Source organism: Pseudidiomarina piscicola (assembly GCF_902806985.1).
In the GTDB taxonomy this organism is placed as follows: domain Bacteria; phylum Pseudomonadota; class Gammaproteobacteria; order Enterobacterales; family Alteromonadaceae; genus Pseudidiomarina; species Pseudidiomarina piscicola.
This window is the reverse complement of sequence record NZ_CADCXY010000003.1, coordinates 296,080-318,241: the sequence shown is the minus strand read 5'-3', so window position 1 is coordinate 318,241 and position 22,162 is coordinate 296,080. Positions and strand designations below refer to the sequence as shown.

The window sequence follows — 22,162 nt, the reverse complement described above, 5'->3', positions numbered from 1 at the left end:
GATGTTCGATGTTCGATGTTCGATGTTCGATGTTCGATGTTCGATGTTCGATGTTCGATGTTCGATGTTCGATGTTCGATGTTCGATGTTCGATGTTCGGCAAGTATTATTGTTTTTCAAACATCAAACATCAAATAGCAAACATCGCTTTTTTCAAATATCGAACATCAAATAGCAAACATCGCTTTTTTTCAAATATCAAATATCAAATATCAAACATCGCTTTTCATTCATTTTCTCGCCGCGGCGGCGTCGCGTACAATTTGCTCTTGCAACTGCTCGAAATCGCTAAACTTTTTCTCCGCCCGAATAAAACGTGTCGGCGTAACCTTTAACTGCTGACCATACAAATCGTCAGCAAAATCGAACAAATGCACCTCAAGTTGCACCTGTTCACCATTCAATGTTGGCCTACGACCAATGTTAGCAACACCTTGGTGCTCTACGCCATCGTTAGTTGCAACCGTAACGGCAAAAACACCTTTGAGAGGTGATTGCAGTCGTTTTAATTTAATATTTGCCGTCGGGAAGCCAATGGTGCGCCCTTTCTTCTCGCCATGTACCACCCGGCCCTGAAAGGCGTAAGGCCGACCAAGCATGGCTGCCGCATCGGCAAAATCACCCTGCTCTAGGGCTTGCCGAATGGCGGTGCTGCTCACGCGGCGCTGCTGTTGACGATAGCTATGGGTGTCGACCACTTCAAAGCCAAGTTCTGCGCCGGCTTTTTGTAACAGAGCGAAGTCGCCTTCGCGACCGCGCCCAAAGCGAAAGTCATCGCCCACCACTAAAAACTCTACGCCCAGTTGTTTCACTAACACGCGCTCAATAAATTCGCGCGCCGGTAAGCTGGCAAATTTGCGGTTAAACTCAATCACAATATGTTGGTCGAGTTGTTGCGCGCGCAACGCGAGATGCTTTTCACGAAAGTTCGTCAATCGCGCTGGGGCTTGGGCCGGCTGAAACAACTCTTGGGGTTGCGGCTCAAAGGTCATAACGGCGGCGGCAACACCACGCGTTAACGCCTGCGATTTCACTTGGGCTAGCACCGCCTGATGACCTAAATGGACACCGTCGAAGTTGCCAATAGTGAGCACACAGCCACGTCGTTCTTGGCCAATATTGTGGATACCGCGGATTAATTGCATAGCCTGAGCGTTTTAAAACCTTACTGGCGAAGAAAAGCGCGATTATATCAGGCTTATTCTCGCCCCACCAGCCACAGCATTAGTGTCTTAACGGCACCCGCAATACAAGTAAACTTAAACCAAATGCGCCCGCGCCTGCACCGATCAATAACGCCAAGCGCCATACCTGCGGTAACAGCTCATGCGACAACCACCAAGCGCGTTCTGGCGCCATCCACAGCACCACCACCACCATGACCAAAACGGCCAAGGCGACTTTGGCTAAATAGGTGAGCGTGCCAGGGTAGCGTTGCAACACCCCATCGCGCCATAGGTTGTAACCTAGCAGCGACGCATTCACCGCCGCTGACAGCGAGGTCGCAATCGCCAGCCCGACATAGCCAAAAGGAATCGCAAAGATCACGTTGAAGACCATATTCGTTACCATCGCAATAATGCCATAGCGAACCGGACGCTTGGTGTCTTGCCGCGAATAGAAGCCAGTAGCTAATACTTTTACCAGCATAAAGCTTAATAAACCCGAGCCGTAAGCATACAAACTGTACGACGCCATTCGCGCATCTTCAGGGCTAAACTCACCGCGCATAAACAACACCATGAGCATCGGCTCAGCTAACACCAATAACCCCGCCATCGCCGGCAACCCTAACAGCACCACCTTGCGGATACCCCAGTCGAGAGTTTTACTAAATTCCGCCGCCGACTTATCGACATGGCGCGAACTCAGCGCCGGCAAAATAACCGTGGCAATGGCAATACCAAACAAGCCAAGCGGAAACTCCAGCAAGCGGTCAGAATAATAAAGCCAACTAATAGAACCACTAACTAAAAACGACGCTATCAAGGTATCGAATAACAAATTGATTTGACTCACCGACACCCCAAATAACGCCGGTATCATCAAGGTTCTGATTTTCGTGACCCCAGGGTCGCGCCAGCCCCAGCGCGGGCGCACCAACAGCCCGGCACGCTTCAAAAACGGGATCTGGAATAAGAACTGTACCGCACCACCAACAAACACACCCCACGCCAACGCGTATTCAGGGCTTTCGAGTTGTGGCCCTAGCCACAACGCAAACACAATAATCGCGATATTTAGAAACACCGGCGTAAAGGCCGCCACCGCAAATTTACCCAAGGTATTTAAAATGGCCCCCGCCAACGCGGTAAACGTTATAAACCATAAATACGGGAAGGTGATCCGCAGCAAGTCGGCAGCCAGCACAAACTTGTGCCCCTGCGGCCCGTCATGGTACCAGTCCAAAAACCAGCCGGTACCAAACAACGCTGCCACAATGGGTGAGCCAATGATCCCGATCAACGTCACAATGGTCACCAAAGTACCCAAGGTGCCCGACACCCGCGCAATCAACAACCGCTGCTCATCGAGCTGCTTACCCTGCCGATACTCAGTCAGTACCGGCACAAAGGCCTGTGCAAACGCCCCTTCAGCAAACAAGCGACGTAAAAAATTCGGAATTTTATTGGCGAAGAAAAACACATCCGCCGCCGCCCCAGCACCCATTAAGTTGGCGATCACGACATCGCGCACTAAGCCCAGCACGCGGGAAATAAGGGTCATGGCACTGACAACGATGCCAGATCGAGCAAGTGACTTGGACAAGGAAAACCTCAAATGCGATGTTAGATGTTCGATGTTTGATGTTCGATCTTACTTAATAGCTACTCGTTGCTTCGTGCTCCGAATTAAGCCATTGAGTAACTGATAAACGTGATCTACAGAAACAATTCTATTGCGCGCAATATAACCGAGCCGACAACTTAGTTCGAGTTGTGTCGACAGCTCTGCAATAGAGCCACGCGCAATGTAGTAAAATCTTACTTGTTCTTTCAGAGTGTGTCGCCCTGCACCTTCTGCAATATTACTTGGTATCGACACGGCACACCTGCGCATCTGACTCACCAAGCCGAATAGCTCAGAGCTTGGATAGGTGTCTGTGCATTTGTAAATTTCAACACACAAATCGAGCGCTAATTGGTATACTGTTAAATCTTTATACATAGTAACCTCCTTGTCTAGCTAAAGCATAACTGCTTTCAACGAACATCAAACAGCAAATAGCAAACATCGCACTTGACTTTAAGCTCAAAAACAGGCATATTCCCCGCCCTATTAAACCATTGCATATAGATAACGAATTTTAGGAGTTCACCTTGGCTAACATTAAGTCTGCTAAAAAGCGTGCGGTACAAGCGGAAAAGAACCGTCGCCACAACGCGAGCCGTCGCTCAATGATGCGTACCCAGTTGAAGAAAGTAATTACTGCGATTGATGCAGGCGATAAAGCGGCTGCCCAGCAGGCATTTACTGGCCTTCAACCAATTCTTGACCGCTACGCAACTAAAGGCCTTATCGGCAAGAATAAAGCTGCTCGTCATAAGAGCCGCTTGAACGCGAAAATCAACGCGTTATAAGGTCCTCTCGAGGGTCTTTACAGCTATTTAGAAAAAACCGGCCTCGTTGCCGGTTTTTTTACGTCTTTCGACATGGGTCTCCGTAGCTCAGCTGGATAGAGCAGCCCCCTCCTAAGGGGCAGGTCGCAGGTTCGACTCCTGCCGGGGACGCCAGTCAACTGCCTTGCCAAGTTAGCTTCACTCTGTTACAAAAACGACATAACAATTAAAATAAAAATGTCGTCTATGAGTGATTTGCAAAAGCTTTTCCAACAGGCATTGCAAGCCTTTCGAGCGGGTCAGTTCAGCCAAGCTGAAAAACACTGCCGCAGTTTGCTGCGCTATGATGCTAAGCACGCTGATGTGCTGCACCTACTGGCCTTGTGCTTAACTCCGCAAGGGCAAGTCAAAGCGGCAGCGGGGTATTTAGAAACCGCGCTCAAACATCACCCCTCGCATTATGCTGCTCGTAAAGCTTTGATTGATCTCTATATTGACCACCAAAAGTACGACCGTGCCGAGCAACACTGTAAACGGCTACTCGAGCAACAACCGCAGCAAGCCGAGCCCTACTTCCTCGAAGCAAAACTATACCGAGCATTGGGCTTTTCAGAGAAGGCTTTGTTGGCATTGCAAAATGGCCGCCGCTATTTACAGCAGCCCTCAGCGGTGATGGATTACTTAATGGCCTGCCTGTTTTACGATTTGGAAAACTATCCACAAACGGAAGCTATTTTGCAAAATTTGGTGCAGCAGCTACCCGAATACATCGATGCACACATCGCCTTGAATAAGTTGTATTGGGAGATTGGCCCGCAAGATAAGTTTCTTACCTCGATAAAAGATGCGCTCGAACGCTTGCCCGACTCGCAAGCCTTGCACTACAGCTTAGCGGCGCATCAACTCATGGCGGGCGATGCCAAGGCAGCTTTAGAGACTTGCCAACGCGCCTTGCAAAAATTCCCTCAGGCCGCTGAGTTTGCACACTTAAGTGGCTCCGCCTATTGCCGCCAGGAACACTTCGATGACGCCCTTAAGGCCTACAGTTTAGCGGTCAAGTGGCAGCCTGATGCGCTGCGGCACCGTATCGATTACGCCACGTCGTTAATGCGTAACGGTGACTACGAACAGGCCCTACCGCACCTTCAAGCCGTCGAAAAACAACAGCCCAATAGCCAAGAAATGCTGGCTTATAAAGCCTTATGTTTGCACGCATTAGGCGACCCTGAAGCGCAGCAATTAAATAACTATGAAGCGCTGGTTCAGCCTATTGCGCTTGAGCCGCCGACAGGCTACGACAGTCGTGAGGCTTTTATGGCGGAATTAGCGCAAACCCTGCAAGATCTGCACAAAACTCAGCAACAACCCCTTGATCAAAGTGTTCGTAATGGCACCCAAACCGTAGGGCATTTGCTGGCACAGCAAGCGCCCATCATTACCGAGTTTAAAGCCATGCTCGAAACGGCCGCTGCGCAATACCTTGCCAAACTGAATGACCTAGGTGTTGGCCAGGACCACCCACTATTGCGCCGCCAAACAGCTGACATTCGCTTTACCGGCGCCTGGTCGGTACGCCTCACCGAGAGCGGTTTTCACTCGAACCATGTACATCCAGAAGGCTGGATCTCATGCTGTACTTATATTCAATTGCCAGAACAGGTAACGCCGGACGATAAAGAGCGTGCCGGTTGGATAAAGTTCGGCGACCCGGGTATGGCTCTGCCGAGCGTTGAGGTGCCCAAGCATGCGGTATGCCCGCAGGTGGGTTACTGCGTGTTTTTCCCAAGCTACTTTTTCCATGGCACCGTGCCCTTCCATGGTGAGGGCGTACGAATGACGGCGCCATGTGATATCTCGCCAGCGTGGTAGTTTACTCGGTAAACTCAGCTAGGAACTGTTGATAGTTACGCCAGCGCCCTGACGAACTTTGATACAGCGGCTGCCGCACTTGCCAAACACTGGCGGTACGAACGCTGTTATCGCGTTGATGGAAATCAAGGCACTGCGGTTGCCAGCTTAAACCAAGCTGCTTCAATACCGGCGCAAGCTGTTGCTGTGGCTCAATCACCAACTGGTCGTAATCAACCACCTGTAAGTCGTCACCTAGCAGTTGCTGCCAATGGTCTAGTAGCTCACGCTCAATTTGCATATAGGCCAGAATATCGGCGAACCGATTGGCGTAAGGCATCGCCTTGCCCAGTCTAGTGAAGTACACCGACAAAGCGTTGTCTAAGGGCTCTCTGCGGGTAACGATAAACTTGGCCTGTGGCAGTGCGCGTTTAATCAAGCCAATCAACCAAATATTGTCTGGCCGTTTGTCAGTGAACACTTCGACATCACCCAGCCGTTCGCGGACAAACGCCAGGTAGTCTTCGCCTAGGGTCGCCGCCTGCGCCGCCGAAAAGTTATCTAACGAGGCTTGCAGGCCTTCACGGCGCCAGCGTTGCCAACGTCGTGCAAAGAACTCTAACTCACCCCCCGACGTAATGGCCGAGTGACCGCCAAGCATCTGCTCAAGCAAGGTCGACCCCGAACGGAACATGCCACAAACAAAAACCGGTTGCGGTTTTTTTGCTGACGCTTTTGCCGACGCATTTGCCGACAAGAGCTCACTAAACTGCGAGCGCACCAGCTCTAAGGTTTCACGTTGCTTCGCCTCGTTCCACGCCGGCATCAAGCTGGCATTCCAAGCGTTACCTTGCTGGTAATAACGCCAAGCAGCCTGATAATCACCGCAGTCATTATTGAGCTTACCCAGCGCAAAGGCCATGTCGATACGCTCTGTCAACGGCCGTTGAGACTGCTCAATAAACCCATCAAGCTGCTTAATCAAGGGGTCATCGGGTGCTGCCGCGCGCTGCACATCAGCCAAACGCACATAAGCCATCGCAAACTGCGGTGCCTGTTGTATTACCTTTTGAAAATAAGCCGCGGCACGCTCTTTGTCGCCGTCTTGTTCATAACAATTCGCAAGGTTATAAAGCGCCGGCAGATAGTTCGGTGCAATAGCGAGCGCTTGCTCAAATGCCGCAGCGGCTCGACGGTTATCTAATAGACCCTCGTTGTAGATCACACCTATATTGGTATGCACTTCTTCAGGCTGCTCGATGGTTAGCGTCAGCGCCTGCTGATAGTGGTCAATGGCCTGTTGATAATAGCCCGCTGCCCGGCAGTAATAGCCACAGTTGAACTGCGCACCGGCGTGGCTCGCATGCTGACCAATAAAGTCTAAATAGAGATCGGCCGCGCGCTTTGCATCGCCACTTTGCTGTGCGATGCCGGCAGCCTGATCGAGCAAGTCTAAGCGCTGAGGTGCAGCGCTTAAACGGGCAATGGCCTGCGCAAGCGCCGTTGCTGAGCTCGCTTCAGTACCTTCAGTCAACGGCCTTGACCTCTTGCGTGAGTATATCTGCAAGCGGCGCCAACTGTTGTTGGTAGTGCTTACTATGCCCTACGGCTTGACGATACAAGCGGCTGACCATCGGCTCGCCACGAGCCGTTGATGGGCTCGGTACCTGCTTCACAAAGTCGGCTTGCTCGGCTGCGTGTTCAAGACCACAGAACTCAAGCACCTGTGCTAACACCGCCTCGTTATCAGCAACGATCGTTTCATAATCGACAGTTAGCAGAGCTTGATCACCAAGGATTTGTTGCCACGCCTGCATAAGCTTTTGGTAGTGTGCATAATAACGACCTAGCTCTTGTAGATCATAAGCAAAGGCATAGCGGTCAGCAAACAGCGTTCGATAGGCAGACCAACAGGTATCCATGGCATCACGCTGCACATGAATAATTTTTGCGGTCGGCAAGGCTTTCTTGATCATGCCGCAATACAAAAAGTTAAACGGTAGTTTATCGACCACATAGCTATGGCCATCTGCCAGCGTTTCAATGTTACGCAAGTAGGCTTTACCTAGCTCGGTATAGTTAATGCCGGCAATGGCATCGGCACGGCTTGCTTCTGGGTGCGTTTGCAGGTAATCGTTGATCGCTTCACCGAGCAGTTGCGGAAAGTCTGGAAACTCACCAACCGACTGCGCCTGTGGGTGAGCATGCAGATAGCGTTCAACCAAGGTTGCACCGCTGCCTGGCATGCTTACTACAAAAATTGGCGTAACCGCGGTCTTTTTATTGCCCCGCCCTTCACTTTTCCAGTTCTTCGCCACGTCGGTCATTTGTTGTAGAGCCTGCAGCTCAGCTTCTTCATTATAGGGTGTTATCTGTTTTTGCAGGGCATTGCCTTTGCTTATGGCGTCGAACGCTTGGTCGTAATTGCCAAGGTCATCGAGCTCTTTACCCAAGGCAAACCAAATCGGCGTATCTGCCACTTGGTCTTGACGCGCCCGCTCAGTAAGGTCGGCGACATGATTCTTAGCTTTCGTCTGCTTGCGCAGCAATGCTCGCACGTAGAACGCCATGCTAGGTGCCTGGTCGTGCGTACAAACTTCAGTTAATGTTTTTTCAGCGGCTTTGGGCTTGCCCATAAACCATTGGTTTAGCGCCTCATCAAACGCCAATACCGGTGCGTGTTTGTCTGCTTTACGCAGCGGAGCCAAAAGCTCGAGAGCTTTCTCTGGGGCATTCAATTGCGTGTAAAAGCGTGCCAGTTGTTGTTGATAGTTTTTATTTTCTGGCTCAAGTTTTACCGCTTTTGCTAATTCTTGCGCCAAGGCTTTACGGTCGCGCAAACTGTTTAATAAATGCAGGCGGTCCATGTGCAGCGCGGCCTGCTGTGGTGCGAGCTCTATCGTGCGGTTAAGGTGTGCAAGCGATGATTTCAGGGCGCCTGTTTTATGATGAACTTGGGCCGCAAAGTGGGCGATGGCCGCCGCCTCTGGCGCTTGTTTTACTTGTGCGTCGACATAGTCGCGAGCGGCTTGCTGCTGACCGCCTTTAAGGAGTGCATTTACATACTGTGCGAGTTGTTGTACCGAAGGAATTTCTGACTGCTCATTCATAGCTACTTCTTCCTAAACATGACAGATGTCACTTTTCGATCTGACAAATAAAAACGGCGACTAATGTCGCCGTTTTATTTAACGCTAATTTACTCGCTATTAGAAGCGGAAAGTTACGTTTGCGTGGATGTAACGACCTAAGGTGTCGTAGAAACCAGCAATTGTGTTTGCGTTAGTAGAGATTGAACCGCCAACCATTGGTGGCTCTTTATCTAAGATGTTGTTCACACCGAACAACAATGACGTGTTTTCGTTCAGGTCGAACGTAGTTACGATATCAAGGTAGCTTTGTGCTTTGATACCGCCGTCAGCGATTAACAGGTTATCGACTTCTTCATCGTAGCCTACATCGCCGAAGTAACGCCATTTCGCCTGGGCAGTCCAGAACGAATCAGACGAGTACGTCATAGTTAAAGAGTGACGCCAATCTGGCTGAGGGAAACATACTGAGTTAACTAAGCCAGCACAGTCTTGACCAGTGCTGTCAGCGTATTTCTCAAGGTAGTATGAACCGTTCATACGTGCCGTGATAGTACCACCAAGTACGTCTTCCATGATGTAGTTCGCGTTTAAGTCAACACCACGGTAGGTTTCTTCACCAACGTTTACGTTAGTTGCAACAACGTAACCTTCGTTACCACGCCATAAGCTGCCTGACGGAGCACGATTCACGTTGTCACAGTACTGTGCTTGGCCAGTGATAGCACACTGACGAAGGGTGTTTGACGCACCAACAGTACCGATAACGTCTTCGATGTCGATAGCCCAATAGTCAACTGTGAAGTTCAAGTTGTCAGTTGGAGCCGCAACAACACCAACGGTGTAAGTGTCAGCAACTTCTGGGTCGAGGTTTACGTTACCACCGAAGATACCGTTGTACTGAGACGCAGGGTTGGCATCGATGTTACCGTATTGAGACGCGCTTACACCAGTGTTCGCACACTGTGCTGCAGAAAGCTCAGGCGTGTCGCCAGCACATGGGTCTGTACCGCCCCACAGGCCAATCGAGGTAACTGCGAACAATTCAGCAACGTTTGGAGCACGTACCGCGCGGTTGTAGCTTGCACGAAGTTTCCAATCAGCTGTGATGTTGTAGTCTAACGCAACTTTGTAGGTAGTTTCTTTACCTGATGAGCTGTAGTCAGAGAAACGCAGACCGAAGTCAACAGTCATGCTGTCGATACCGTCGCGGCCTTCAGCAACTGGAACACTTAACTCACTGAAGATTTCTTTAACGTTATAGCCACCAGCTAAGCTGTTGGTTGGACCACCTTGACCGGCTAACGCACCTTCTTGATAGATGGTGTCAGCAATACGTTCGAAGTCGATTTCACGCGACTCAACACCAATTACAGCTGCTACTGGCAGGTCTGAAGTTGGGAAGGTTGCGTCCATTTCACCTGTTAGGTAAGCGTTCACGATACGCTGTGACGTGGTACCTGTCATGATGGCAACACCACCAAGCGCGTCCGCAGCTGCGCCCGTTACGCCACCTGGAGTGAATACTTCGTACGGCGTACAGCCGTCGCCACATGCGTCTGCGCCTTCAGCACCTAACGCTTGGCTTACATAAGGTAAGTAGAAGTCATTCACATAAGCAGTGCTTGATGAGGTTGAGCCATACTGGAATGACACGTCATAAGACCAGTTCGCATTGATGTAACCTTCAGCACCAGCAACGATACGGAATGCGTTGTGCTCAAGGTTGTTCATGCGAGGACCGCCCTCGACGTTACGCTTACCGATATAAGTACCGATTTCATCCACGTCTGGACCAAACTGGTCGCGGAACTGTTGACGCTGTGCATCACTAAACAGCGGGTTATCAATGGTAAGTACGTTATACGCATAGAAAGTACCTGATTCAGCGATTTGCGCTGCGGTACGGTCATGCATGTAGCTCACTTCCATGTATGGGCGGAAAGAGTCGCTCACATCATAGTTTACGAATGCACCCATCGTATAACGAGTGTCAGGACGCATGAAGTGGTTGACTGGCGCGTAGTTATAAACGTTGCTTCCATCATACGGTGAGAAGCTACCATCTGGGTTCAGTGACCAGAAGACTTCTTGATCAAAGTCGTATTCGCCATTAACAATCGGCGCGAAGTACGTGTTTGGTAAAGGCGCGGTTGATGAACCACCACACGCAGTACCTGCTGCGTTCAATGCACATGACGAGTAGTCACGTGTTTCTTGACGCATTTCGTTGATTTGACGCCATGTAGCGTAAGCAGTCGCGTGGCCTTTACCACCTGCGAAAGTGCCACCCATGGTCAGGTCGATGTTGTATGACTTACCTGAGATACCAGAACCACCGTTCGGGTAATCAAAGTTACGGTCGTCCATCAAACCTTGAATGTATTCGTTGTTGTTGTTGTGCTGGTAACCTGAAGCACCAACGTTAAGCTCAACACCTTGGAAGTCGTCTTTCATGACGAAGTTTACAACACCAGATACCGCATCGGCACCGTAAGTTGCAGAACCACCACCGGTTAGAACTTCAACGCGCTCAACCAAAGCAGCTGGTACTTGGTTAACGTCAGGCGCTTGTGAGTAAACACCACCTGGCTGGAGGCGACGGCCGTTCATCAGTACCAACGTACGGTTTGTACCGATACCACGAAGGTCAAGTGTTGCGACACCTGAAGCACCGTTAGCAATGTATGAAGTTTGTGCAGCTTCTACCTGAGGTAGGCTGTTCATCAAGTCTTCGATACGAGTGAAACCAGAAGCTTTAATTTCTTCTGAAGAAGTGATTTGTACTGGGCTAGACGACTCATAGTCAGTACGTTTGATACGCGAACCCGTTACCGTGATTCGCTCTTGAGCCTCTTCTGCTTGCTCATCGTCAGACTGTGCTTGAGCTGCAGCAGTACCCGACATTGCAAGAGAAGCGCCCCCGAACATTAACGCTAAGCGGATAGACTTAGCCATTTTGCTATTCTTATACATTTTCTTCTCCCTGGATCACTTAGGATTAGTGATTTCTTTAAACAAACCAGACGGATTAAAAAAAATCAACGTCCAGCAAGTACTTAACTCGATATTCGGCATGGTTTTTGCGCCAAAATACGATCAAGTCCTCTTGATACTAATCAAAAAGCCAGAGCAGGGCAAGCACCTATTTTGTATGAATTTAAGGCATTCCAGCTGGTTTTGGCCATTTATGCGCCTGAGCTAGGGCATCCAAAGCCGGACAAGTGGCCAAAAAAAACACCGCCGAAGCGGTGCTTTATAGGTTTTTTAGTAGTTTTACTCGCCTATGTATTTGTCAAAGAATGCGAGCATTTTTTGCCACCGCTCCACATTGTTTTCTGGCTTGTAAAAACCGTGGCCTTCAGCTTCTTTGTACATCCACTCATACGGGTGGTTGCGCTCTTTCAATTCGTCGCGCAAAGCAAAGGCGTGAGCTTCCGGCACGCGCACGTCGGCACCACCTTGAATGATAAACACCGGCGCTTTCAGTTTATCGACATTTTCAACGGGTGATTGTGCATCGCGCCCCTCTTCTGCCGAAGGCAAAACTTGGTCGAGATAGTTACGGCCAGCACGCGCTTGCTGAATATCACCTTGTTCATACATAAGGTTTAAGTCATACACGCCCACGAATCCGACAATACACTGATACAGATCAGGTTCGCGTATGCCACTCTGTACCGCCGCGTAACCACCGTAAGAAGCACCATAAACACAAACGCGTTCTTGGTCCGCGATACCTTCCTTGATCAAGTGCTGCACACCATCGGTCATGTCGTTGATCATGGTGGTGCCCCAGTTTTTATAACCGGCTTCAAGGAACTCACGACCATAACCGCCAGAGCCACGGAAGTTTGGCTGCAAAACAGCATAACCATGTTCGGCAAACACTTTCGCGTCGCTGTCCATACGGGTCATGGTGTCACGAATACCGTGCGGCCCACCGTGCGGAAGTAAAATCAACGGAAGGTCTTTGGCGTCTGTACCGTTCGGCAAAGTTAATAAGGCCCGAATTTCCAAGCCATCGCGGCTTTTATAAACAATGGTTTTAGTTTTTGGAATCGGGTGATCTTGCAACCAAGGTTTGGCCGCCGCAATCGATGCCAGCTTTCCTTTATCACGATCGAACATGTAGAACTTGGTCGGCTGATTTACCGAACTTACGCGAACGGTCAGAATACGGTTATCACGCGTTGACGAGTTAATCGATACGGATTGGCCAGGAAACGTCGCCACTAAACTTTGCACTAGGTTGGCATAGGCTTCATCTTCAACGTCGTCGAAAAAGAAGGTATCAAGGCCATCGTATTCAAACGCCGCACCAATCACTTCGTTCGCGCGACCATTTTGTACACTCATAATTGGCATTAAATCGGTGTTCGGATGTTCTGCCAATACCGTTTGAGTTTTACTGCTGATATCTAAAATACTCAGCGCGCGAGTATCCGAAGAGCTGTCGCTTAAGCCCACTACTTTGTCGGTGCCGGGCAGCATAAGCAATGGCGCAAAACCGCCTTCGTCTTCAAAGTAGCTCATCACTTCGTACCAATCTTGGTTGGCACCGTCACGGCCGAGGATCACTGTTTTGTTGCGTTCTTCCGGGTCAACACCTACAGCTAAGCGAGACACCCCTTGGTCGTCGAGTACCACTTGCACGTTGGTGCTGCGGTAGGCGCGCAATGGAATACGACCTTCTGAGCGCTTACGCCCCGAACTCACCTTCATGGTATAGAGATCAAGGTAAGGTTCAGCTGAGGTAAATGAGCGCTGGTAAATCATGATTGCGTCAGGGTTTTCTGGCAAATAATCAACCACTTGCGCAAACACATACTCACCACTGTCAGAGCGTGGCCCAGTTAAGATCTCTTGTCGAGAACCGTCTGCGTCCATCGCGAACAGTTCGCCAGTAGGTACAGGTTGGTCTAACGAGCCCAGTTCACGCACCATGGTCATCACTAGGCGCTCGTTATTCGCCCATTGAAATGACCCCACAGACTCATTGCCCTTCCCTTGGGTAACGGAAAGAATTTTGCTCTCGTCTATATCAATGACGGTCAGTTGCACTGAGCCATCTTCAGTACGCGCCGTCGCCGCGAGGTAGTCACCCTTGGGCGAAATTTTCACGTCAAGATACTGCGCATGTTTGGCATAGCTTTCTAACAGCTCGGTATCAACGGTGGAGCTGAAGCTCAATGCCGGAATGGCAAGAGCTGCCAGCCCGATAAGAATTGATAACCTCATAAAGCCCTCTCTATTCTGTAGTTACAGTAGTTATTTCTTATATTTTTTCAATAAAAAAGCCCCACCAAGGTGGGGCTTTGGTCGTTCTATCATCATACGGTTTCTAAAATTAGAAGCTGTATGAAAGGTTGAAGAACGCGCGACGACCAAGGTAGTCGACTTGTGAAGCAAACAACGGCGTGTTACCTACAACAGCTGCTGCTGCTGGGCTCACACTTGGTGGTTGCTTGTCAAACAAGTTACCGATACCTACGGTCACATCAATGTTGTCATTGAAAGTAGTGCTCGCAGAGATTGAGTGCACAACGTACGTTGGAATGTGCGCTTTGAAGGTTACGTCTTCACCGCGGTACGTAGTTTCGTCGGTACCGAAGTAAGAGTAGTCTTCAGTGCGGTCGTAGTACGCCATGTTCCAGTTGTAGCTCCAGTCATCACGAGTCAAGGTAGTGTTTAACGTACCGATAGACTTCGGATTACCGATCCAACCAAGTGAATCTTCAGGAGTATCAGTTGCAAACTGCTGGAATGCACGCTCAACTTGGTGGGTGTGATCTAATTTCACACGTAGGTCACCAAAGTCGAAAGAGTCTTGATACGTAACTACGAAGTCAAAACCACGAACAGTTTGCATTGCAGTGTTCAGGTAACCACCACGAACTTCTAGTACTGACCAGTCACCATCTTGTGAACCGTCACGACGGTCGATTTGGTCACAGAACGGCTCGTTAGCGAAGTCGTTAGAGGTGTAACACTGAGACAATACCGCGCTACCAGAAACGCTTGAGATCTGGTTACGGATAACTACGTCATAGTAGTCAACAGACGCTGCGAAAGTACCTTCTGGGCTTGCGTAAACTAAGCCAATACCTTCAGAAACTGACGTTTCAGCTTCTAGTACGCCAGCACCACCACCAGTCACAGTCGTCATTGAACCGCTGCTACCTACAGCTGACTCATAAGACTCTGGAATACCTTCAGCCGCACAGTTTTCGCGAACCAATGGGTTAGTAGCGTTAGCATAGTCTAAACATGGGTCAACTGTTTGACCCAAGAAGCCAGTTTGGCCTTCAAGGTACAATTCAAACAATGCTGGTGCACGGAAAGATGTACCACGTGAAGCACGAACACGGAAACCGTTACCGATTGTCCAGTTAGCACTTACTTTAAAGGTCGTGTCGTCGCCATAAGCGTCAACGTCTGTCCAACGACCAGATGCCGTTAGGTCAAGTGCTTCTACGAAAGGAAGATCACGTAGTAAAGGCACTTGGAACTCAGTGTAAACAGCTTTAGTGGTTGCTTCACCGGCAGTGATACCTGCTGATGATAAGCCCCACGAGTTACCGTTACGGGTGTTTTCACCAGGCACGTCGTTGATTTCGTCACGCTGCCAGTAAACACCTGTTGCAGTCGCCAATGGACCTGCAGGTAAATCCATCAAGTCACCAGTGATGTAGGCATCAAAGGTATCTTGTTTGTAGGTCGTTTTACCAACATCATGGCCGAACAAGAAGTCACGAGCTTCTTGACTTGGGTTACCATAGATATTTTGTGGATCGAACCAGTCGTATGCATGACACGCACGGTTAGAGAACTCAGTGACACGTCCGTCACAAGTACCGCCGTTGAACAGTAAGTCCTGTGCCATCAGCATTGAATCACGGAAGATGATGTCTTGCGCGTATTCACCGCTGTTGTGTGAACGCTGATAAGAGGCATCCCAGTTCCAGAAACCGATAGAACCTTCTAGGCCAACAACCGCACGAGTGTAATCGATCGTCGTTTCGTTGCCGTAGTGGTTGGTGTAATGCACTGGTAAGACAAAGCTGCTGCCTTCAAAACCATCAACCGCACCGATTGGAACGTAACCGTAGTCTGCCGTCCAGAACTGACGCACGCTTTGTGATTCAGTAACACGACGGCTATGCAGTAACTCACCGTACATAGACATAGTGTCGGTCAGGTCGTAATCACCTTGTGCGAAGACAGATGAAACAGTGGTTTCAGGAATCATGGTCGCGCCTAAACGGAACGGGTGACCACCACCGTCAAGCAGGCCATCAGACTCTGCGTTATAACCAGCCCAATACCAGCCTTCTGGCGTAGCAGTTACAAACGGGTTAGAACCTTCACTGCCGATGTCTGGGAAGTAAGGGTTGACTGTCGTAGGATCCTGAACATCGTGACCACCGTAGTTAAACTGGTAACGACCGCCAGACGTACCGTCTGGTAAACCGGTGCCTGTCGCATGGAACAAACCATAACCAGATTCGTTACAGTGATATTCACCAGTGCGTGGATCGATTGGATCAGCACGGTCGCCCGTAGTCGGGTTGTTGAACAGGTAACGTTCTGAACAGTCAAAGTAGTCACGATCAGCACGTTTTAGACCAGTATTTACGTTGTGGTCAGCAACAACACGCCATGAACCACGGTCAAATGCTTCACCATAAGTCGCGTTCACACGGTACGTTTCGCCGCCACCTTCAAAAGGCGTTAGGCCAGAAACGTTTACTTCGCCGCCAGCACCTTTTTTGGTGATGATGTTGATTACACCAGCAACAGCGTCAGAACCGTACAAAGACGATGCGCCGTCTTTCAAGATTTCAACACGCTCGATGATGCTGATAGGTAATGCGTTCATGTCAAACGCAGAAACGGTACCACGAGTACCTGCTGGTCCAGCACGACGGCCGTTCAACAGAACCAAGGTACGGCTTGCACCAAGACCACGCATTGAAATAGATTCTGCACCGCTACCGCCGTTGGTTACATAACCAACAGAGTAAGCAGAAATCAACTGGTCAGAACCTGAGGCGACAGTTGAGGTACGTAGTAATTCACCTAGCGTGTTCAGACCTTGGTCTTCAGCAAGCTCGGTGGTGATAATTTCGACTGGAGTCGCGCTGTCTAAACCATCGGTACGGATACGTGAACCGGTGACTTGAATTTTTTCAACAGCCGCTTCGTTTTCAGCTGATTGTTGATCGTCGTCAGACTGGTCTTGCGCCATTGCTGGAGCACCAGCTAGTAACGCAGTACCAAAACCTGCCATCATGATGGCGCGTACTGAGCTCGACAAATATGACTGCTTAGCCATTTGAGTCTCCCTGATAATTTTTTATTGTAAGTTAGGTTTCAATGGAACTTTTCTAAAATTCTATTGGTACAACCTGAAGTTATGGTTCCACAGAAGATGCTGCTAGGCTGCAGCTTGCCTTCTGAGCCTCAGTCAACCACAGTTTCACAAGTTTTACAATAGTTTTGACGCGGGTTGTAAACAACTTAAATACGGGGTGAAAGTGTAAAGTTTTGTAGCCAGTTTTCACTTATGAGGCGTTAGTGCTTTGTTAACAAGGCAATGCTTTATAGTTTAGCAAACGCTTAACCAAAAACGAGCGTAAAATCACTGCGAACTGGTTATTTAATAACCCAACTGAGTTTTTTTTGAGCTGCTTTTATCGCCTGCCGAAATGTTACTAAATGTTACATTCACAGTCCGCTGAGTTTATCCCTTGAATTGTGTTTATCTGAATAAAAACAAAGTTGTATAAGTTTTATGTCAGGCATAAAAAAGAGCAGACCCGCTTCTTGCAAAAGTTCACAACAAGCTGAATCTGCTCTTTAATTTAGTTTGGTTACCTGTACAGGCTAGCGCTCGGCCGTAGCACTCGCAATACAACGCCCGCCCTGCAGTGTCAGTACAGGTTTAGGAATCACTTCACAGGTACCAACAATGTCGTTCTGTTGCTGATAACTATTCTGTAGCTTGCGATGATCAGCAATTAGCTCTAGCAACGCAGACTCGTCGACCGCCGCGGTCGAATAAGCCATGTAGTAGTCTGGGCCACCGCAGGGGCGACGCCCTACTTCAGCCAAGCGACATTGCTCTACACTGTCGGCGTACGCCATACCAATCATTGAACGAATTTGTTGATCCAGGCCCGCCAAACGGGCCTGTGTATCTTCCATTTCGCTCATCGGCTCGGTTCGGGGCTCTTCAGCAGGGCCCCCACAACCGACCAGTAAGGCGATACTTGCACTTATAACCAAATATTTCATAACCCACGCTCCTGTGGCTTATCGCTGCGTCCGACGACGCAGCCATACTAAAGGTAATGCCAGCAAAGCTAACCAGGCACCGAAGCTACCTGATGACGTATCACCGCTACCACCATCATCACCGTCACCAGAGTCTACAGCGTAAACGGTAATTGTTACCTCATCGCTGTCTTCCAATGAACCGTCACTTACTGTGAGCTCGAAGGTCAGGTCAGTCTCTGCGCTGACGTTAGGCGCCGTGAAGGTCGCCGTCACCTCGCTGGTGCTCGAAAGCGACACACTTGGCCCTGCGGTTTGTGTCCAGCTGTACGACAGGGTATCGCCGTCAGGGTCACCACTGCTCTCACCGCTTAGCGTCACGTCTTGACCACTTGGTACGCGCGTCAATGCACTATTGGCACTCGCATTTGGCGCCACGTTCGCACCACGGAAGCTTACTGACACTGTTGCTGTGGCACTTTGCGCGCCGTCAGAAACCGTCACTTCGAATTGCGCTTCAGCGGACTGCTCAAGGGCTGGAACAACAATCGATGCAACCGCCTTATCACTGTCAGCGATTTCGACGCTTGGGCCTTCCAGTTGCTGCCAAGCATAAGTCAACGTATCGCCGTCAGGGTCACTACTACCGCTGGCATCAAGCTCAACCAAGGTATCTGCTGGTTGCGGGCCTGCCACCGGAACTACAACGACGGTAGGTGGGTTATTCACCACAGTAACAGTTACCGTACCCGTGCTCGTCGACTGGCCACCATCGTCAACACCACGATAGGTGAAGCTGTCAGTACCGACATAGTTAGCATTTGGCACATAACGCATAGTGTTATTTGCCAGTAGCTCAACCGAGCCGTTCGTTGGACTATCGACAACTTCAACAACCACATCACCGTCGGCAACAATTTCTTGTGGCAATGCCGCACTGTAACTTGCTGAGCCAGAGCTCACGGTTGCAAGGGTCAGTAAATCACGACCTGGAGCTGCAAACTCGGCACTTAAGTCGATGTTTACGGCGTCATCACGCGTGGTTTCTACTGCACGATTTGGCGCATCAGCAATGGTATCCACCGTTAAGTCGAAGCTCACGTCAACACTTGCACGTTCACCCCGCGCCAATTGCGGCTGCAATAAATCGCCATTCGATGGATAGTTGGTACCAAAGTTATGCACGTGCTCAATACCAATGTTACCAAGTGCATCAGCGGCGGCTTGCGCACCAATGGTAAGGCTTGAGCGCAGATTCGCAGGCATTGAAGCAGGCACGTCAATGTAGTTGAAGTAAACGTTATCGCTGCCTAGCTCAAACCACACCGAGAAAGTATAACGATCACCGGAATCATCATTCCATTGACGCACACTTTCAAACTCCATGACTAAATAATCAGTGGTGCCATCGCCAAGTACGGCATAGTTAATTTGGCCGCCACCAGCGCTGGGGCCCATTTCTAGGTCGGTCCAGAACGGTGCCCAGAAGGCAACTGGGCGACTTTCGTCAGGAATAGGCTGATTGCTTGCCGTTCCACTCATTGCCGGAGCATTATCACCGGCAGCAATAATGCCATTGGTTGAAATGGTAATGACATCATAATTCACGCCATCAAGGGTGATACCGCCAAGATCATCAATAGGGAATGTGAAGATATCATCGTCACAGCCATCGGTACAAACTGATTGCCCAGGTGGTTGACCGGTTAAGTCTTCAATGGTTTGGCCGGCGAAGAACTCAGTGCTTGCATCGGCCATGTTTTCGGTATCGGCTTCGTCGTTCTGTGAACCACTCCAGCTAATACTTCCACCGTCGTCCGCTGCACCTTTGCTGGTCGCACTTGCGCGATTTTCATTGAAGCTAAGTGAGCCATCAACCAAGGTGGCACCCGTTGGCAACTGGATATCAATGGTCACTGGCTCATCAGTACTACCGAGTGCACCGCGGGTATTGATGCTAAATGGCGTACCGAGCTCAACCGTACCTTCGGTATGCGCGACAGTCACAATTGCTTCGTTATCAGAAGACGAGGCATAAATTGCAACCGGTAAACGCATGGTTGGGTGGCTGCTTGCGCTGCTGGTTAAGATAACATCGGCGAACGCCCAGCCATCAGGTAACCAACGTGAATCTAAGTCAAACGAAATCGACTTACTTTCACCTGCAGCAAGGTTAAATACCGGCGTATCAATCACCGCAGTTAAGGCGGTGTTTTCAGGTGCAAAGGCAACCTCAAAACTAACATCGGTGTCGCCTGTATTAGTGAAGGTGCGGGTAAACGAACAACCTAACGAACAGGCGTTATTTGCCATCGATGGTTTATCAACCACGACAAAGCTGTCTGCTGCTGCACGCACGTTCATGCGTCCGGCACCACGATCAAAAGGTGACGCGCTGGTGACGAGGTCGTCATCACGAACACCCGCATCAACCGAGGTCATTAACACTGACTTCAGTTGTTCTGGTGTTAAGTCACCACGATGATCAAGCAACAATGCAGCAGCACCTGCCACATGCGGTGATGCCATTGAGGTACCTGACATTTGACCGACAGCATCGTCTGGCACTGGCGCTAAAATATTGCTACCTGGCGCAGTGATGTCAGGCTTCAAGAAGCTTGAATCACCATTCGGGCCACGTGAACTAAACGACGACATACTGTCTTGCAGGTCTTCGTTGATAGTCTGTTGTGGGGCATTGATGGTCGCCGTTGAAGCACTGCTCCACTCAGCGACGATGGCATTACCCGCTTGCTGGGTAATCATGACCGATGGCAACGTGGTGGCATTCATCGACATGTTTAAAATGCCCGCTTCGTTGTTATAAACGATCATGGCCTTAGCGCCTGCGTCTTGCACATTCGTCGCTTTCTGCTCAAAGCTACAAGTGCCGCGTTGCACCAAGACAATTTGGTTGTCAAAAGTGTCTGCTGGGAAGGCACTACAAGCGATGTTGTCGCCGGCATTACTTGCCAGCGCTAGTGAGCCGGTAATATCTGCGGTAATGCTAAAATCACCACTACCGATAACGGCAGTGACATCTGGTAAACCTGCGGCGCTAACGCTTGGGCTAATTTCACGGCCGTGCTGGCTGCTAGCAACGGTTAGGCCGTCTTCAACACAAGCAGGGCAACCGATAGTACGATCACCGGGGCCATCGTTACCGGCCGCAGTGACCGTTAACACACCAGCTTCACGCGCGGCAACAAACGCCGAACGGTAAGGGCTGTCGGCTGGATCTCCACCAGGACCACCGCCCCACGAGTTATTAATCACGTCAGCGCCATCGGCAACCGCATCTTCTAATGCCGGTAACAACTGTGACGAGCTACCGCTACCGCGTCCATCAGGACCGCTAAACAGTGCTTTATACACCATCAAGTACGCACCAGGTGCCACACCTGTCAGGTTCAGTGCAACACCATTCATGGTGATAGAGCCCGGATTACCAGCGGCAGTACCCGCAACGTGGGTACCGTGACCGTTGTGGTCAGCTGGCGTTTCGGTTTCATCCGGATGAACTTCGCCTACGGGCTCATACCAACGCGCGGCGACAATTTTGCCATTACAGAAATCTGGAGTCGTGGTGCAGTAGTCCGCTTTGGTTGGGCGCACAGCGGTGTTATCGCCACTGTCTGCAAAAAGCGGATGATCGTAGTCGATACCACCATCGATAATCGCAATTTTGATGCCACTACCGGCATTTGCTTGACCGCCTAAATCGCTCCAAAGCTGGGGCGCTTGCACAAGATCTACTGAAGTAGGCGTGCTGGCATAATACTTTTTATCTTCATAAACACGTTTAACGCCTGGAACCTGTTCAAGCTCAGCAATGAGTGCTTGCTGATCGTCCATTGCACCGGGCATTTCAACGACCATACCGTTAAAGGTAAGGGTTAAATGATGTTTTGCTTCAAGCTGTCCAACACGGGCTTTTAAGCCACGTAAAACTTCGTTTTGCTGGCTTAGCAAGTGCTGCTGATAACTTTGCACTGGCTGCGAGCTCAGTTGCATACGTTGGTTTTTCGTCGCCACCGGTGAGGTTGGCGCGAAACCAGCGATACCGCCTTTATAAACGGCCGCTGCTGGCTCGTTTAATTCAACGATAAAGCGCGTTACGTCGTAACGCTTAACCATACGTTGCCCCAGCTTCGACTTCTTGTCGACGCTATGCTGTTGAATCAGCTCGGGTGACTGCATGGTTTTGACTTGCAACTGCTGCGCGGTCGCCGCCGTTGCCGTTAGTGATGACAACACCGCCAATGCGACAACTGCAGGTCGCATGACTTTAGAAACATCATTCATTTTTTCCCACCTTTTTTATTGTATAGTTCTGCACCCCTGACCTTAGCACAGCCGAAAACGATCAGGTACACATTGTGTGCA

The 22,162-nt window shown here is 50.0% G+C and carries 12 protein-coding genes and 1 tRNA gene; 3 read left to right on the top strand and 10 right to left on the bottom strand.

Annotated elements, in window-relative coordinates:
* Positions 1-230: 230 nt before the first annotated feature.
* The 3 genes from ribF to PSI9734_RS08360 form a co-directional block, all read right to left on the bottom strand.
* Positions 231-1,145, bottom strand: coding sequence for a bifunctional riboflavin kinase/FAD synthetase (gene ribF / locus PSI9734_RS08370; RefSeq protein ID WP_173920654.1), 915 nt, complete (start codon positions 1,143-1,145; stop codon positions 231-233).
* Between the two features lie 79 nt (positions 1,146-1,224).
* A complete protein-coding gene (murJ, locus tag PSI9734_RS08365; protein WP_173920653.1) occupies positions 1,225-2,769 on the bottom strand; it encodes a murein biosynthesis integral membrane protein MurJ in 1,545 nt (514 codons plus the stop codon).
* Positions 2,770-2,817: 48 nt separating this feature from the next.
* Positions 2,818-3,168, bottom strand: coding sequence for a four helix bundle protein (locus tag PSI9734_RS08360; RefSeq protein ID WP_173920652.1), 351 nt, complete (start codon positions 3,166-3,168; stop codon positions 2,818-2,820).
* A gap of 152 nt (positions 3,169-3,320) precedes the next feature.
* Here PSI9734_RS08360 and rpsT point away from each other — a divergent pair, with 152 nt between their 5' ends.
* The 3 genes from rpsT (at position 3,321) to PSI9734_RS08345 (ending at position 5,429) form a co-directional block, all read left to right on the top strand.
* Positions 3,321-3,581, top strand: a complete 261-nt coding sequence (gene rpsT, locus PSI9734_RS08355; protein ID WP_173920651.1) for a 30S ribosomal protein S20 — start codon at positions 3,321-3,323, stop codon at positions 3,579-3,581.
* Positions 3,582-3,657: 76 nt separating this feature from the next.
* Positions 3,658-3,734, top strand: a tRNA-Arg gene (locus tag PSI9734_RS08350).
* Positions 3,735-3,806: 72 nt separating this feature from the next.
* Positions 3,807-5,429: a tetratricopeptide repeat protein gene (locus PSI9734_RS08345; protein WP_173920650.1), complete on the top strand. Its 1,623-nt coding sequence runs from the start codon at positions 3,807-3,809 to the stop codon at positions 5,427-5,429.
* A 1-nt stretch (position 5,430) separates the two neighbouring features.
* Here the strand turns inward: PSI9734_RS08345 and PSI9734_RS08340 are convergent, their stop codons facing one another.
* The 7 genes from PSI9734_RS08340 to PSI9734_RS12095 form a co-directional block, all read right to left on the bottom strand.
* Positions 5,431-6,942, bottom strand: a complete 1,512-nt coding sequence (locus PSI9734_RS08340) for a tetratricopeptide repeat-containing sulfotransferase family protein (protein ID WP_173920649.1) — start codon at positions 6,940-6,942, stop codon at positions 5,431-5,433.
* Positions 6,935-8,518, bottom strand: a complete 1,584-nt coding sequence (locus tag PSI9734_RS08335; RefSeq protein WP_173920648.1) for a tetratricopeptide repeat-containing sulfotransferase family protein — start codon at positions 8,516-8,518, stop codon at positions 6,935-6,937. The genes PSI9734_RS08340 and PSI9734_RS08335 overlap by 8 nt, the downstream gene beginning before the upstream one ends.
* Positions 8,519-8,617: 99 nt before the next feature.
* Positions 8,618-11,455: a TonB-dependent receptor domain-containing protein gene (locus tag PSI9734_RS08330; protein ID WP_246194834.1), complete on the bottom strand. Its 2,838-nt coding sequence runs from the start codon at positions 11,453-11,455 to the stop codon at positions 8,618-8,620.
* Between the two features lie 318 nt (positions 11,456-11,773).
* Entirely contained in the window at positions 11,774-13,738 is a 1,965-nt protein-coding gene (locus tag PSI9734_RS08325; protein WP_173920646.1) for a S9 family peptidase, read from the bottom strand.
* Positions 13,739-13,847: 109 nt separating this feature from the next.
* On the bottom strand, positions 13,848-16,835 hold the full coding sequence (locus PSI9734_RS08320) for a TonB-dependent receptor domain-containing protein (protein ID WP_173920645.1): 2,988 nt from the start codon (positions 16,833-16,835) through the stop codon (positions 13,848-13,850).
* Positions 16,836-17,386: 551 nt separating this feature from the next.
* Positions 17,387-17,797, bottom strand: coding sequence for a hypothetical protein (locus PSI9734_RS08315; RefSeq protein ID WP_173920644.1), 411 nt, complete (start codon positions 17,795-17,797; stop codon positions 17,387-17,389).
* An 18-nt stretch (positions 17,798-17,815) separates the two neighbouring features.
* Complete coding sequence (locus PSI9734_RS12095; protein WP_173920643.1) at positions 17,816-22,081, bottom strand: S8 family serine peptidase; 4,266 nt, start codon at positions 22,079-22,081, stop codon at positions 17,816-17,818.
* Between the last annotated feature and the right edge of the window lie 81 nt (positions 22,082-22,162).

Coding starts and splice junctions, on each gene's coding strand:
- PSI9734_RS08360 (WP_173920652.1), bottom strand. CDS start 3,168: ATGTATAAAGATTTAACAGTATACCAATTAGCGCTCGATTTGTGTGTT.
- PSI9734_RS08315 (WP_173920644.1), bottom strand. CDS start 17,797: ATGAAATATTTGGTTATAAGTGCAAGTATCGCCTTACTGGTCGGTTGT.
- PSI9734_RS08335 (WP_173920648.1), bottom strand. CDS start 8,518: ATGAATGAGCAGTCAGAAATTCCTTCGGTACAACAACTCGCACAGTAT.
- PSI9734_RS08345 (WP_173920650.1), top strand. CDS start 3,807: ATGAGTGATTTGCAAAAGCTTTTCCAACAGGCATTGCAAGCCTTTCGA.
- PSI9734_RS08325 (WP_173920646.1), bottom strand. CDS start 13,738: ATGAGGTTATCAATTCTTATCGGGCTGGCAGCTCTTGCCATTCCGGCA.
- PSI9734_RS08320 (WP_173920645.1), bottom strand. CDS start 16,835: ATGGCTAAGCAGTCATATTTGTCGAGCTCAGTACGCGCCATCATGATG.
- PSI9734_RS08330 (WP_246194834.1), bottom strand. CDS start 11,455: ATGGCTAAGTCTATCCGCTTAGCGTTAATGTTCGGGGGCGCTTCTCTT.
- ribF (WP_173920654.1), bottom strand. CDS start 1,145: ATGCAATTAATCCGCGGTATCCACAATATTGGCCAAGAACGACGTGGC.
- PSI9734_RS12095 (WP_173920643.1), bottom strand. CDS start 22,081: ATGAATGATGTTTCTAAAGTCATGCGACCTGCAGTTGTCGCATTGGCG.